A 13,347-nucleotide genomic window follows, 5' to 3' on the forward strand; every position below is an offset into this window, starting at 1 on the left:
GTCAGGAGGGAGGGCGTCCCCGACCCCCGGCGCGCCAGCGCCCGCGCGCGCCGCCCCCGTCGCGCGAGCGCCCGCCGTCAACCGGGCCCGCGTCCGCACCCCCAAAGGCGTCACCGCGGTCGGCGCCGAAGCCGGTGGGACGGCGACCCGCAGCCACAGCGCGCGCAGCGCCTCGTACGGGCCGTCCGGGAAGCGGCCGACCAGCAGGGCGAGCAGGCCGATGACGGCCGCGGACCAGCCGGTGTGGGCCCCGGCGTCGAGGCCCACCAGGAGACCCGCCGCGGCCAGCGCGCCGAGTGCGCTGTCGGCGCCGATGACCACCACCGCCGCGAACCACAGCAGCCCGCGCACCGGGTCGAAGGCCGCCGCGTCGAAGGCCCGTACGCCCATGCCGAGCATCCCGCCGCCGAGCGCGGCCAGCGCCGCCCCGGCGGCGAAGGCGGTGAGCTTGAAGGCGGGCACCGGCACGCCGGCCGCCGCCGCGCCCGCCTCGTGGTCGCGGATGGCCGCGAGCGCGCGTCCGTACCGCCCGCGTCGCAGCGTCGTGACGACGGCCAGCGCGCAGCACAGCAGGACGAGTTCGAGGGCGTAGTACGCGCGGTCGGCGGCGAACCCGGCGGGGCGGTCGAGGCCGAGGCCCGAGGTGGCGTACGGCTGGTCGAAGACGAAGCGGCTGACCGCGACCCCGATCGCCAGCGTGGTGAGGGCCAGCGCGAGGCCGTGCCGGCGGATCGCGGGCCATCCGGTGAGCAGCCCGAGCGGCGCGACCAGCAGCACCGAGACGCCCAGCGCGAGGAGTTCGGGGAGCGCGGGCAGACCGGGGAAGCGCCCCGCCGCGAGCAACGCGGTGAACAGCGCGCCGAGCCCCGCGTAGCCGGCCTGGCCCAGCGAGATCTGGCCGCCCCGACCGGTGACGACGACCAGCGACAGCAGCACGACCCCGAGCGCGGGCACCTGCACCGACGTGTGCGGATCGCTGCCCGCGAAGCCGAGGGGGAGCAGGAAGAGGACGGCGCGGGCGACCCGGCTGCCGGGTGGCAGCCGGGGGCTCATGGTCCGCACGCGGCTGCGCGTACGGGAGCGGGCCGGCGCGAGGGCCTGGGCGGAGCCGGTACGGGGCAGTGCGAGGGCCGCGACGAGCAGGGCGACGACGAAGAGGTTCGCCCCGACCGCTTGCAGCAGCGGCTCCGCGCGCCCCTGCGGGTGCAGCCGGGTCAACTGGCTCTGCGCCACGCCGAGTACCAGCGCGGTCCCCACCGCCACCGGCAGGCTGCGCAGCCGGGCCGCGACCGCGACGGCCATCACCTCCATCACGAGCAGCGGCAGACCGTACGGGTCGAGCCGTACGTACGGAGCCAGCAGCACCCCGGTCAGCCCCGCCGTGAACGCCCCGAACGCCCAGCCCGCCGCCGCCACCCGGTCGGCGTCGATACCGCCGAACGCCCCCAGCCGCCGGTTGTCGACGACCGCCCGCAGCTCGCGTCCGAACCGGGTCCACCGGGTCACCGCGGTGACGGCGGCGGCCAGCGCGACGGCGGGTCCCAGCTGCACCCACGGGTCGGCGGGCAGCAACGCGGGCGCGTCCGCCCGCGCGCCGGTTCCCCACAGCAGGGTGGCGGCGCCGATCAACAGGATGAAGACGCCGAGCGAGGCGACCAGCGCGCGGGCCGGATCGGGGTCCGGGGCGGCGGCCAGCGGGCGGAACACGGCGCGGTCCAGCAGAAGCCCGAGGCCGGGCGCCACGACCAGCAGCGTGGCCGCCGCCGCGAGCGGCAGCGGCCAGCCCCAGTCGACCGCGCACTGGCGCAGCGCGTAGGCGCACACCATGGCGATGGCGCCGTGCGCGAGATTGAGCACGCCGGTCGCGCGGTACGTGACGATCAGTCCGATCCCCGTCAGCGCGGCGGCACTGCCGACGGCGAGCCCGGCGAGGGTGAGTTCGTAGGAGAGCCCTGCCATGGCTATGCCTTTGGCGGGGGGTGGGGGCCCCCTCGTCCGGCGTCCGCCCCGGCCTCTCGTCCGGCGTCCGCCCCGGCCTCTCGTCCGGCGTCCGCCCCGGCCCCGCCGTCGATTCCGGCCCCGTCTCCGCTCCGCTCCCCGACCCCCACCGCAGGATCGGGCGGCGGCTCGCACACCGGGCAGGGGGTCAAGTCCCGCTCCCGCCGTTCGGATGCGCCGACCTCCGTCGCTCCCGGCTTGCCCGCCGCCAACGGGCAGCCGGGCCGGTGGAAGAGCGCGCCTCCGGGTACCGCTAGGAAGCGGAGGACGGGGTCAGCCGATCCATCGGGTGCAGCCGATCCGGCGGCTGATCCGCCCGACGCGACCGGCCCGCCCGACGCGACCGGCCCGCCCTGCCCGGCCAAGCCGCTCCGTCCACCCGGTCCCACCGGCGAAGCCCCCGCCGCCCCGGGCACCACCCCGTCCTCCCCGAACTCACCGTCGGCCGCGACCAGCAACCCGTACAGCTCCTCCATCCGCGCCGCCGCGAGCCCCTGGTCGCCGCGTGCCAGCAGAAGCGCGCCGGCCACGATCAGCGCCGCGCCGGGCGCCGTGCAGGAGGCCAGGTAGGGGAGTTGGCGCTCGGCGAAGCGCTCGCCGGAGACCCCGTACCAGCCGATCGCGCAGAGCACCGCTCCGCTGGCCAGGACCGCCCATCCGCTCCACTGGGCGATGGTCGTACGAGGTGTCCGCATCCGGCCCCCCGGGTTCCGATGTCTGTGCATCTCGACCGATGGGATGCACTATGCCTTGTGGGGCGGCAGGTCGACAGTCCCGATCGTCCGATGGCTCAACTACGTTCGGTGGTGAGGCAGATGGCTTTTCGGGGACGTGCGCGGACTGCTGCGCGGACCATGGTGTGTACGGCGGCGGTGCTGCTGCTCGGGTCGGGTGCGGTCGGCTGCGGTGATGACAGCGGCGGCGTGGACCGGCCGCCGAAGGCGTCGGCGACGCCGTCGAAGACACCCGGCGACGAAACGGGGGAGCCCTCGACGGCGGGTGGCAGCGCGCCGAGCGACCCGGCGGCGGCGAAGAAGCAGGTGGCGAAGAACTGGCGGAAGTTCTTCGACCCGGCCGTCCCCGAGGCGGAGAAGCTGAAGGTGCTGGAGGACGGCGACCGGATGAAGCCGGTGCTCAAGGGGTTCAACGGAGACAAGCGCGGCGGTCAGGTCGAGGCGAAGGTCTCGAAGGTGACGTTCAGCTCGCCGACCGAGGCCGACGTGCGGTACGCCCTGATGCTCAAGGGGCAGACCGCGCTGCCGGGGGCCGCCGGCACGTCCGTGCGGCAGGACAAGGTGTGGAAGGTCTCGGTGAAGACCCTGTGCGCCCTGGTGAAGCTGAGCGGCAATGCGCCGAAGGGACCGGGCTGCTGACGGGTCCGTACGGATGATGTGCGTACGGACGCGGTGCGTACGGACGCGGTGCCCGCTGACGCCCGTCGCGCGGACGGCGCTCGTACGGCGGGCGGCGTCCGCGCGCCCGACCGCCGTGCGCACCGCGGTCGTACGGACCCTGCTGGCCGCCCTGCTCCTGCTGAGCGCCGCCTGCGGCAGCCGGCTGCCCGAGCGCGACTTCGAGCACCGGGGGAGCCGGGCGGAGCAGGAGCGCGGCGGCGGGCGCGGTCCGGACGGGACCGCGCGCGGTGAGCCGGTGCGGATCGGCATCATCACCAGCGCGACCAGCCCGGTGGGCGGCGGCGCGTTCAGCGGGCCGCGGGACGGCGCGCGCGCGTTCTTCAAGGCGCTGAACGAGAAGGGCGGGATCGCTGGCCGCCGTCCGGTCGAGGTGGTCACCTGCGACGACGGCGGCAGCGGGGTCGGCAATCAGGAGTGCGTCCAGCGGCTGGTCGAGGAGGACGAGGTCTTCGCGCTGGTCGCCACCAGCTCGCTGGACTACGCGGGCGCGCCGCAGGTCAGCAAGGCGGGCGTGCCGGACGTCGGCGGGCAGCCGATCGGGGCCGCGTACGACACGTACCCGCATCTGTACGGCGTCTACGGCAGCCAGGCGCCGCGCGAGGGCAAGCCGGGCTGGGGCGGCGAGCTGTACGGCGGCACCGAGGTCTACCGCTACTTCAAGCGCGAGCGGGGCGCGCGTACGGCCGCCGTGGTGTCCTACAACCAGGCGGCCTCCGCGGCCTACGCCCGGCTGCTGGTGCGGGGGCTGAAGGCCGAGGGCTACCGGGTCGTCAGCGAGCAGCTGGACTTCGCGCTGCCGAACTTCTCGGCCGCCGCCGCGGACCTGCGCGCCCGCGACGTCGATCTGGTCTTCGACGCGATGGACACCCATGGCAACGCGCAGCTGTGCAAGGCGCTGGACGCGGCGGGCGTGCGGCTGACCGCCAAGGTCACCAATGTGCAGAACTGGTCGGACTCGGTGCCCGCCGACTACAAGGGCGCGCCGGCCTGCCGCAACGCGCTGTGGGTGACGGGCGCCAGCCGCAACTACGACGAAACCGGTCATCCGGCGGTCCGGGAGTTTCGCGCGGGGATGCGCGGCAACCCGGGGAGCGGAAACCTTTCGCAGTGGCAGTTGGAGGGATGGGCGGCGGCCATGTGGTTCACCGACGCGGCGACCTCCTGTGTCAAAGGCGGCACGGATCGCATGGCCGGCACAGGCGGCACGGATCGCACAGACGGCACGGACAGCACGGATCGCACGGACGGCACAGCCGGCCCGGACGTCGGCGGCGGGCGGCTCACTCGCGGCTGCGTCGAGCGGTTCCTCCAGCGCCAGGAGCCGTACACCGCGCGGGGCCTGCTGCTGCCCGTGTCGTACGAGCGCCGCGCCGAGCCGCCGAAGACCCGGCGCAGTTGCCTGTCGGTGGCTCGCTGGCAGGACCGTGCGCGGCGGGGGCAGGGCGGTTGGGTGACACAGGGGGGCGACATGGCCCGCAATTGCTTCATGGTGCCGCAGCTCCCGTACCGGCCTTGAGGTGCCCAGGTGAAGAAAAGTTCCCGCAGCCGGCTACCGATTTGCGAACGCTTGTGCCACAACATGGTGATTAGACCCAACCTGCAACCCTCTTCCCTGGTCTAACCCCTTGGTAGGCGGACGAGTGCGTACGTCCGCGGGTAAACGATGGGATATGGGGACGGATGCACATCTCATTCCTGATTCATAACGCCTACGGCATCGGGGGGACGATCCGCACCACGTACAACCTGGCGAGAACGCTCGCCGAGCAGCACGAAGTGGAGATCGTCTCGGTGTTCCGGCACCGCGACCAGCCGGTGTTCGACCCCGGACCCCGGGTGCGGCTCAGTCACCTCGTCGACATCCGTAAGGGCAGCGCGACCTACGAGGGCGAGGACGCCGACCACGCCCGCCCCGCGAAGGTCTTCCCCGAGGCCGAGGGCCGCTACGGGCAGTACAGCGAACTCACCGACCGGCGGATCGCCCGGCACCTCAAGCGGCTGGAAGCGGACGTCGTCGTCGGCACCCGGCCCGGCCTCAATGTGCACGTGGCCCGGCAGGCCCGGCGCGGGGTCGTCCGGGTCGGGCAGGAGCACCTCACCCTCGACACCCACTCCAAGCCGCTCAAGCGGACCCTGCGCGGCCAGTACCCGCGGCTCGACGCCGTCACCACCGTCACCGAGGCCGACGCCCGCTCCTACCGCGGCCAGCTGCGGCTGCCCGGCGTCCGGGTCGAATCGGTGCCCAACAGCGTCCCCGACCCCGGCCTCAGCCCCGCCGACGGCACCGGGAAATGGGTCGTCGCGGCGGGCAGACTCGCTCCCGTCAAGCGCTACGACCTGCTCATCCAGGCCTTCGCCAAGGTCGTCGCGGAACGCCCCGACTGGCGGCTGCGGATCTACGGCGGCGGCACCGAGCGCGCCAAGCTGCGCGCCCTCATCGACGAACTCGACCTCTACAACCACGTCTTCCTGATGGGGCCGGCCCACCCGCTGGAACCCGAGTGGGCCAAGGGCTCCATCGCGGCTGTCACCTCCAGCCTGGAGTCCTTCGGCATGACGATCGTCGAGGCCATGCGCTGCGGCCTGCCGGTGGTCGCCACCGACTGCCCGCACGGCCCCGGCGAGATCATCCGGAACGGCGTGGACGGCCGGCTCGTACGCCCCGGCGACCCGGACGCGATGGCCCACGCGCTGCTGGAACTGATCAACGACGACGACCTGCGGCAGCGGATGGGCCGCGCGGCCCTGACGGACTCCGCCCGCTACGACCCCTCCGAGGTCGCGGGCCGCTACGCGTCGCTCTTCGGCGACCTGGTCGCGCACAGCGGCGGCAGACGGCTGCGCGGCAGGGTGCAACGCGCCCGCGGCACGCTGCTCAGCGGCGCGTACGCCGCCAAGGACGCGGGCAGCGGCGCGTTCGGCACCGGATACGCCGCATGAACGCCGCCCCCGCCGCACCCCCGGCCCCCACCACCGACAAGGAGACGACCACCGTGCCGACACCCCCGCGCGCCGACTGCATCGCGGACTCCGCGGGCGGGATCACCTTCGACATCGCCGACCGCACCGCCACCGACAACGCGCTCGCCTGGGGCGCGGCGCTCGTGCTGCGCCGGCGCGGCGGGGACAGCTCCGCCGACGAGGTACGGCTCCCGCTCGCCCCGGCGGCCGTGGGGCTGCTGCGCGCCGTGCTGCCCAGCACCGTCTGGCTGCCCGAAGGCCGCTGGAACGCCTTCGCGGCCGTCGGCGAAGCCGAGCCGCAGCGGCTGCTGCCGGGCGTCAACGACCTCCGCTCGCTGGTCGACCGCAAGCCCGGCAGCGGCGTCGGGCTGCTCGGCGTCCGGATCCCGTACGAGACCAAGGCCGGCAACCTGGCGCTGCGCAGCTGGCTGCGCGGACCGCACGCCGAGGCCGGCGAGATCCTCGTCGACGAGCACGGGGCCACCGTGCACGGCCGGCTGTACGGAACGGGCCAGCCGCCCGGCGGGCGGGCACTGGCCCGCTGCCGCCGCGACCCGTCGCTGGAGCTCACGGTCCCGGTCGTCGCCGACGGACCGGACTTCTCCTTCACCCTCCCGTACACCGGCCTCGCGGAGCACTGGGAGGGCGGCGCCGACGCGTGGGACCTCTGGCTGCTCCCGGCCGCCGAGGCCGACGCGGCGGCGGACCACGAACCGGAAGCGGTCCGCGTCGCCCGCATCCTGGACGATGTCGCCGACAAGAAACTGATCTTCAGCTACCCCGCCTCACCGGTGAAGGCGCCGTACGGCGACGCCCAGGCCGGCCCGTACTACACGGTGGACAACGACTTGTCGATACGGATCGACGCGCCCCCGACGGTCTGACCCGCCGGGCCGAGCGCCCTGCCCGCCGAGGGCGTTGAGGACCGTTACCGTCCTCAACGGCTGGCAGACTCTCGGCCATGTTGGAGACCTCGGCACGTCTGCTCCGCCTGCTGTCGCTGCTGCAGGCCCACCGCGAATGGTCCGGCGGCGCCCTCGCCGACCGGCTCGGGGTGACGCCGCGCACCGTACGCCGTGACGTGGACCGGCTGCGGGGGCTCGGTTACCCCGTGCACTCCGCCCCCGGCAGCGCGGGCGGATACCAGCTCGGCGCCGGCGCGGAACTGCCGCCGCTGCTCCTCGACGACGAGGAGGCGGTGGCCGTCGCGGTCGGCCTGCGCACCGCGGCCGGCGGCGGCGTCGAGGGCATCGAGGAGACCTCGGTGCGCGCCCTGGCCAAGCTGGAGCAGGTCCTGCCGAACCGGCTGCGCCGCCGGGTGGCCGCCCTCAACTCCTTCACGGTGCCGATGCTCGGCGGATCGCGCGGGCCGACCGTCGAGGCGGGCACCCTGACCGAGCTCGCGTACGCGTGCCGGGACCAGGAGCGGCTGCGCTTCGAATACCGGGACCACAACGGCTCGGTCACCCGCCGCACCGCCGAGCCGCACCGCCTGGTGTGCACCCGGCACCGGTGGTACCTCGTCGCCTGGGACGTCGACCGGGCGGACTGGCGCACCTACCGGGCGGACCGGATCACCCCGACCCCGCCGCACGGCCCCCGCTTCGAGCCGCGCCCGCCGCCGGCCGAGGACCTCGCGGAGTACGTCTCGCGGGGCGTGTCCATCAGCACCTACGCGCAGACGGCCGTCGTGCTGCTGCGGGTGTCCATGGCGGAGGCGGCGACGCGCGTCTCCCCCCACGACGGCCTGCTGGAAGTGGTCGACGACACCAGCTGTCTGCTGCGCACCGGGGCGTTCAGCCTCGACGCCATGGTGTTCCACATCGCGATGACGGGATTCGACTTCGAGGTGCGCGAGCCGCCCGAACTCATCGAGCGGGTACGGGAGGTGAGGGACCGGCTGAGCCGGTCGCTGGAGCCGCGGCCCGAGCCGGCGCCGGAGCGGGACCCGACGCCGGCGCCGGATTCCGCGCCGGATGGAGCGCCGCACGGAGCGCCGTACGGGCCCGCCTGAGCGACCCGTACGCCGCCGAGGTGTGGTTCACGGATTTCGGGGCACCCGGTGCCCGAGGAGGTGCCAACGATGGTTCCTATTCTGCTGGTCCTGCTTCTCGCGCTGATTCTGTTCGGCGCCGGATTCGCTCTGAAGGTGCTGTGGTGGGTCGCCATAGCGGTGCTCGTCATTTGGCTGCTCGGGTTCCTGATGCGCAGCACTACGGGAGGAACGAGGGCTCGCTGGTACCGCTGGTAGCGCGGTGACCTGACCGGTTGGCCGACCGGTGACTCAACCGTTGCGTCCGGAATCCGGACCGGCGCCGAATCCGGTCCCGGATTCCACACCGGATTCGGCGTCCGCGGCGCGTTCGGCCTGCACCACCTCCGGGTGATGCAGGTCGAACGCGGGCGATTCCGAGCGAATGCGGGGAAGCGTCAGGAAGTTGTGCCGGGGCGGCGGGCAGGAAGTCGCCCACTCCAGCGAGCGGCCGAATCCCCAGGGGTCGTCCACATCGATCACGCTGCCGTACTTCGTCGTCTTCCAGACGTTGTAGAGGAATGGCAGCGTCGAGAGCCCCAGCAGGAACGCCCCGATGGTGGACAGCGTGTTGAGGGCGGTGAAGCCGTCCGCGTCCAGATAGTCGGCGTACCGGCGGGGCATGCCTTCGACGCCGAGCCAGTGCTGTACCAGGAACGTGGTGTGGAACCCGGTGAACAGCGTCCAGAAATGTACCTTGCCGAGCCGTTCGTCGAGCATCTTCCCGGTGAACTTCGGCCACCAGTAATAGAATCCGGCGAACGTGGCGAACACCACGGTCCCGAACACCACATAGTGGAAGTGCGCGACGACGAAATAGCTGTCGGTGACGTGGAAGTCGAGCGGTGGCGAGGCGAGGATGACGCCCGTCAGACCGCCGAAGAGGAAACTCACCAGAAAGCCGATCGCCCAGAGCATCGGCGTCTCGAAGGACAGCGATCCCTTCCACATGGTGCCGATCCAGTTGAAGAATTTCACTCCGGTGGGCACCGCGATGAGGAAGGACATGAAGGAGAAGAACGGCAGCAGTACCGCGCCGGTCGCGAACATGTGGTGCGCCCAGACGACCACCGACAGCCCGGTGATCGCCATCGTCGCGCCGACCAGCATCACATAGCCGAAGATGGGCTTCCGGGAGAATACCGGGATGATCTCGCTGATGATGCCGAAGAACGGCAGCGCGATGATGTAGACCTCCGGATGCCCGAAGAACCAGAACAGATGCTGCCAGAGCAGCGCGCCGCCGTACTGGGCCTCGAAGACCACCGCGCCGAACCGCCGGTCCGCCTCCAGGCACAGCAGCGCCGCCGCGAGCACCGGGAAGGCGACCAGCACCAGGATCGAGGTGAACAGCACGTTCCAGGTGAAGACCGGCATCCGGAACATCGTCATGCCGGGTGCGCGCATGCCGATGATGGTGGTGATGAAGTTGACCGCGCCGAGGATCGTGCCGAAGCCGGCCAGCGCCAGGCCCATGATCCACATATCCGCGCCGATGCCCGGCGACCGGGTCATGCTGTTGAGCGGCGCGTACGCGAACCAGCCGAAGTTCGCTCCGCCGCTGGGCACCAGCAGGCTCCCGAGCACGATCAGCCCGCCGAACAGGAACAGCCAGAACGAGAGCATGTTGAGGCGGGGGAAGGCGACATCGGGCGAGCCGATCTGCAACGGCATGATCTCGTTGGCGAACCCGGCGAAGGTCGGCGTCGCGAACAGCAGCAGCATGATCGTGCCGTGCATCGTGAACGCCTGGTTGAAGTCCTCGTTGTTCATCAGCTGAAGCCCGGGGCGGGCCAGTTCAGCGCGCATCAGCAGCGCCAGCACGCCCGCGATCAGGAAGAAGACGAACGAGGTCGCCAGATAGAGGTGGCCGATCTTCTTGTGGTCCGTCGTGGTCAGCCAGTCCACCAGCACCTTGCCCGGCTCGCGCGCCCGTGCGGGCCGCACCGGCCCTGTGGTCGCCGCGGTGGTCTCGGTTCCCATCTGCGCCCCCTCGCGCTGTGAGCTGTGCCGGGCTTCGGGCTCCAGCCATGATGCTCGCGGGCGATCGATTGCGCGAGGGTGCGTCAGGAGCCGCTCGGGCCACCCGGGTTCCGGCCTGGCCGGTCCCGGCGCCCGTGTTCGCGCCGGTCCGCGTGCGGGGTGCGGTCCGCGTGCGCGGGGCGTACGAAGCTGTACGGGGGCAGCGGGCCGGTGATGTGCAGCTCCAGCCGCGGGTTGTCCTTCTCCAGCCTCCGGTACGCCTCGACGAAGTCCTCGGTGGCGTCCCGGCACAGCAGGAACGAGAGGTTCAGCAGCCAGCCGGCGCCCTCGCCGCCCGGGGTGTGCAGGTCGGCGCAGGGCGCGAGCAGCCGCTCGGCCTGCTGGGCGTCGCGCACCTCGCGGGCCCGTACGGCGTTCGCGGTCAGCTCGGCGAGCTGCCGCCGCTCCTGAAGGGAGCCTCCGCCGGCAGCCCGGTCGGCCTCCAGCCGCGCCCGCACCCCGGGCTCCTGCTCGGCGATCTGGCGCAGCAGGGCCTCCTCGCGGTGCACGGCCTTCACGTTGTATTCGATACGGCCGTCGAGCCCGCGCAACTGCTCCAGGTAGTGCTCGGGCCGCTCGGCGAGCAGCGCGCGCACGCTCTCGTCGTCCTCGGACAGCGTGCCGAACGGCAGCGGCAGTACGACCCCCGCGCTGCCCGTCTCGGTCAGCACACGCTGGTGCGCCAGCAGGTCGCGCCGTTCGGTCGGCGGCTCCGCGGGGCAGTCGCTGACCAGCGCGGCCAGCTCGCCCTGCCGGACGGCGCGGACCGGGCACGGCGGGTCGCCGACGCCGGGCGTTCGCTCCGGCAGCGCTGGGTGATCGGTGCGGGTGATGCCATAGAGGTAGGTGCTCACTCCGACTCCTCCGGGCCTGTCCGTTGTGTCTTCGGTGTCCGGGATGTGCGCCTCGGTGCGCCGGGTACCGCGTAGCCGTCCGGCCAAACCCGATCCGCTTCCGAGGGTCGAGGTGTGTGGGAATTGTGTGTTACCTGTGCGCTTGCTCCCGATTCCGGCCGGGGGCGGAATGCGGACGCCGGGGGCATTTCCGCGGAGCCGCCGGTGAAGTCCGGCGAAGTATCCGGAGAATAGGAACGGTCTCCGCGGGCATTTCCGCGCGGTATCCCGGCGGTGAATGCGGGCTGCTTTTCGGGGTGTGCGGAACGTACACAGAAGCCCCGTACGAGTGACGAGCGTTACCGCAAACGGGGCACGGGCGGCTGTGACACAAGTGTGACCCGTGGGGCACCCGGAACGGAAGAACCAGTGCGTCGGCCCGGCCTTCCGCCCTTGTCCGGCGCGGCTTACGGTGGCTGGCATGGCACCTGTGCAGAACCCCTACGAGCCCGCCGACGAGCCCGAGTCCTACATCGGTCTCGACAACGAACACGCGGAGCGGCGGGCCCGCGAGCGCGGCTGGACCACGGTCCGCGCGCTCCCGCCGGGCACGATCATCACGATGGAGTACCTCGGCGGCAGGCTGAACTTCGAGGTCGAGGACGGCACCGTACGGCGCTGCTGGAAGGGCTGAGGGTCGGCCCCCGTACGCGGCTGGGCGCGGCCGGGAAAGCGGACAGGGGAGCGGACGGGAGCGGCAAGGAACAGACAGGGAGCGGACAGGGAGCGGACAGGAAAAAGGCCCCGGCCGCGCCCTGTGGGGCGGTCGGAGCCTGGGTGCCGGGTCGGCGCCGCGGGGAGAGGAGTGTGCGTACCGTCCCCGCGGCTGCTGTGGGGCCTCTCAGCCGCCCGCGGTGCGCCCGCGCCCGGTGACGGGGCCCAGGGGCGCGCTGCGCGGCGTACGGTCCGAGTGCGGCGGCCGGCGGCTGCCGGTGGGGGTGACCGGGGACCGCTCGGAGCGGGTGGTATGCGGCCGGGGCGGGTGGTGCGGCCAGCCGTCCGGGACGCGGGAGGCGCCGGCGGACCGGTTCGAGACGCCGACCGGCTCGCGGGCGGGCTGTTCCTGGTCCTGCTCATGGCCTTCGCCCCGGTTCCCGTCCATCGGGAGGGAAGCGGCCAGCGCTATGGCGGGCACCGGCGAGAGGGGCGCGGACGCCAGCGACGAGGATTCGCGCAGCCGCTGGATCATGGCCATCAGCCAGGCGTTGGCACGGGCCATGGCGGGCTCGAACCACGGCAGGGCGAGCAGCACCAGCAGGCCGGCGGCCCAGCCGAGCAGTACGTCGCTCAGCCAGTGGGTGCCGAGGTAGATCGTGGTCATGCCCACGCCGAGGGCGGCCAGGGCCGCGATCACCGAGGACAGTCGCCGGGCGTGCTTGGTGGTCGCGAGATAGGCCAGCACACCCCAGGTGACCACGGCGTTCGCGGTGTGTCCGGACGGAAATATATCCCCGCCGGCGAACATCTCGGCCGAGCCGACGGTGGTCGCGTAGTGCGGGCCGAGCCGCCCCATGCCGATCTTCGCGGCGCCGACGGTGATGTTCAGGAGCAGCAGCGAAGTGCCCAGCACGAGCATCGGCCGCAGGCTGCGCTGCTGCCAGGTCCGCCAGCCCAGCCATGCCGCGACGGCCACCGCTGTGGGGCCGCGCTGTCCCAGGACGACGAAGGCGTCCAGGAAGGCGTGCAGGTCGGGCCATTGCTTGTACGGCCGGAACAGCATGATCTGCCAGTCGAACGTCACCAGCCAGGAAGTGGTGAGGACGGCAACGACGATGGCCGTGTAGGCCGTCAGCGTTGAGCCGAACAGCCAGAGGCGTGTTCGGCTCATCCGCGGCAGGTCGCGGTCGGTCGGGCGCTCATCCTGGAGCGCGAGCTTGTCGTTGGTACGCACCGAATCGACGTTACAGCGCGTGATGGGTGAGTTCGGTCGAACAGGCCTTTTTGTAATGACGATGTGATGTGGAGTGTGACTGACTCAACACTTTGCCGACGGTCGATAGCGGAAAAGCGTGGAGCTTTGCATTCC

Annotated in this window: 11 protein-coding genes and 1 pseudogene; 7 read left to right on the top strand and 5 right to left on the bottom strand. The window is 72.4% G+C overall.

What is annotated here, in order from left to right:
- A partial coding sequence (locus tag QMK28_RS25610) for an ABC transporter permease subunit (RefSeq protein WP_326441953.1) occupies positions 1-1,959 on the bottom strand: 1,959 nt, incomplete at its 3' end.
- A gap of 149 nt (positions 1,960-2,108) precedes the next feature.
- Positions 2,109-2,630 (bottom strand): annotated as a pseudogene (locus QMK28_RS25615) (hypothetical protein); the annotation flags it as partial.
- Between the two features lie 222 nt (positions 2,631-2,852).
- On the opposite strand from QMK28_RS25615, the gene QMK28_RS25620 reads away from it, so the two are divergent.
- The 6 genes from QMK28_RS25620 (at position 2,853) to QMK28_RS25645 (ending at position 8,625) form a co-directional block, all read left to right on the top strand.
- Positions 2,853-3,371 (top strand): hypothetical protein, encoded by a 519-nt coding sequence (locus tag QMK28_RS25620; RefSeq protein ID WP_326441954.1) that lies wholly within the window; start codon positions 2,853-2,855, stop codon positions 3,369-3,371.
- A complete protein-coding gene (locus tag QMK28_RS25625) occupies positions 3,346-4,929 on the top strand; it encodes an ABC transporter substrate-binding protein (RefSeq protein WP_326441955.1) in 1,584 nt (527 codons plus the stop codon). Before QMK28_RS25620 ends, QMK28_RS25625 begins: the two co-directional genes overlap by 26 nt.
- A gap of 164 nt (positions 4,930-5,093) precedes the next feature.
- Positions 5,094-6,353 carry a glycosyltransferase family 4 protein gene (locus QMK28_RS25630; RefSeq protein WP_326441956.1) on the top strand — a complete coding sequence of 420 codons (1,260 nt, stop codon included), beginning with the start codon at positions 5,094-5,096 and terminating at the stop codon, positions 6,351-6,353.
- Positions 6,350-7,258, top strand: a complete 909-nt coding sequence (locus QMK28_RS25635; RefSeq protein ID WP_326441957.1) for a hypothetical protein — start codon at positions 6,350-6,352, stop codon at positions 7,256-7,258. The genes QMK28_RS25630 and QMK28_RS25635 overlap by 4 nt, the downstream gene beginning before the upstream one ends.
- A 77-nt stretch (positions 7,259-7,335) precedes the next feature.
- Positions 7,336-8,388 (top strand): WYL domain-containing protein, encoded by a 1,053-nt coding sequence (locus QMK28_RS25640; RefSeq protein ID WP_443050823.1) that lies wholly within the window; start codon positions 7,336-7,338, stop codon positions 8,386-8,388.
- Between the two features lie 69 nt (positions 8,389-8,457).
- The gene (locus QMK28_RS25645; RefSeq protein WP_326441958.1) at positions 8,458-8,625 is read left to right on the top strand and encodes a hydrophobic protein; all 168 of its coding nucleotides are present in this window, start codon (positions 8,458-8,460) and stop codon (positions 8,623-8,625) included.
- 33 nt (positions 8,626-8,658) lie between these two features.
- Here the strand turns inward: QMK28_RS25645 and ctaD are convergent, their stop codons facing one another.
- Together ctaD and QMK28_RS25655 are read right to left on the bottom strand one after the other, a co-directional pair.
- On the bottom strand, positions 8,659-10,389 hold the full coding sequence (ctaD, locus tag QMK28_RS25650) for an aa3-type cytochrome oxidase subunit I (RefSeq protein WP_326441959.1): 1,731 nt from the start codon (positions 10,387-10,389) through the stop codon (positions 8,659-8,661).
- 83 nt (positions 10,390-10,472) lie between these two features.
- Positions 10,473-11,282 (bottom strand): GvpL/GvpF family gas vesicle protein, encoded by an 810-nt coding sequence (locus QMK28_RS25655; protein ID WP_326441960.1) that lies wholly within the window; start codon positions 11,280-11,282, stop codon positions 10,473-10,475.
- Positions 11,283-11,742: 460 nt separating this feature from the next.
- Between QMK28_RS25655 and QMK28_RS25660 the strand changes: the two genes are divergently transcribed.
- Positions 11,743-11,955 (top strand): I78 family peptidase inhibitor, encoded by a 213-nt coding sequence (locus QMK28_RS25660; protein ID WP_326441961.1) that lies wholly within the window; start codon positions 11,743-11,745, stop codon positions 11,953-11,955.
- A 207-nt stretch (positions 11,956-12,162) separates the two neighbouring features.
- Here the strand turns inward: QMK28_RS25660 and QMK28_RS25665 are convergent, their stop codons facing one another.
- A complete protein-coding gene (locus QMK28_RS25665; RefSeq protein WP_326441962.1) occupies positions 12,163-13,212 on the bottom strand; it encodes a phosphatase PAP2 family protein in 1,050 nt (349 codons plus the stop codon).
- Positions 13,213-13,347: the final 135 nt, after the last annotated feature.

The sequence above is a fragment of the Streptomyces sp. H27-D2 genome, from assembly GCF_035828615.1.
In the GTDB taxonomy this organism is placed as follows: Bacteria; Actinomycetota; Actinomycetes; order Streptomycetales; family Streptomycetaceae; genus Streptomyces.

Excerpts from the sequence above, each read along its gene's own strand:
- QMK28_RS25620 (WP_326441954.1), top strand. The coding sequence starts at position 2,853 with ATGGTGTGTACGGCGGCGGTGCTGCTGCTCGGGTCGGGTGCGGTCGGC.
- QMK28_RS25625 (WP_326441955.1), top strand. The coding sequence starts at position 3,346 with ATGCGCCGAAGGGACCGGGCTGCTGACGGGTCCGTACGGATGATGTGC.
- QMK28_RS25630 (WP_326441956.1), top strand. The coding sequence starts at position 5,094 with ATGCACATCTCATTCCTGATTCATAACGCCTACGGCATCGGGGGGACG.
- QMK28_RS25635 (WP_326441957.1), top strand. The coding sequence starts at position 6,350 with ATGAACGCCGCCCCCGCCGCACCCCCGGCCCCCACCACCGACAAGGAG.
- QMK28_RS25640 (WP_443050823.1), top strand. The coding sequence starts at position 7,336 with ATGTTGGAGACCTCGGCACGTCTGCTCCGCCTGCTGTCGCTGCTGCAG.
- QMK28_RS25645 (WP_326441958.1), top strand. The coding sequence starts at position 8,458 with ATGGTTCCTATTCTGCTGGTCCTGCTTCTCGCGCTGATTCTGTTCGGC.
- ctaD (WP_326441959.1), bottom strand. The coding sequence starts at position 10,389 with ATGGGAACCGAGACCACCGCGGCGACCACAGGGCCGGTGCGGCCCGCA.
- QMK28_RS25660 (WP_326441961.1), top strand. The coding sequence starts at position 11,743 with ATGGCACCTGTGCAGAACCCCTACGAGCCCGCCGACGAGCCCGAGTCC.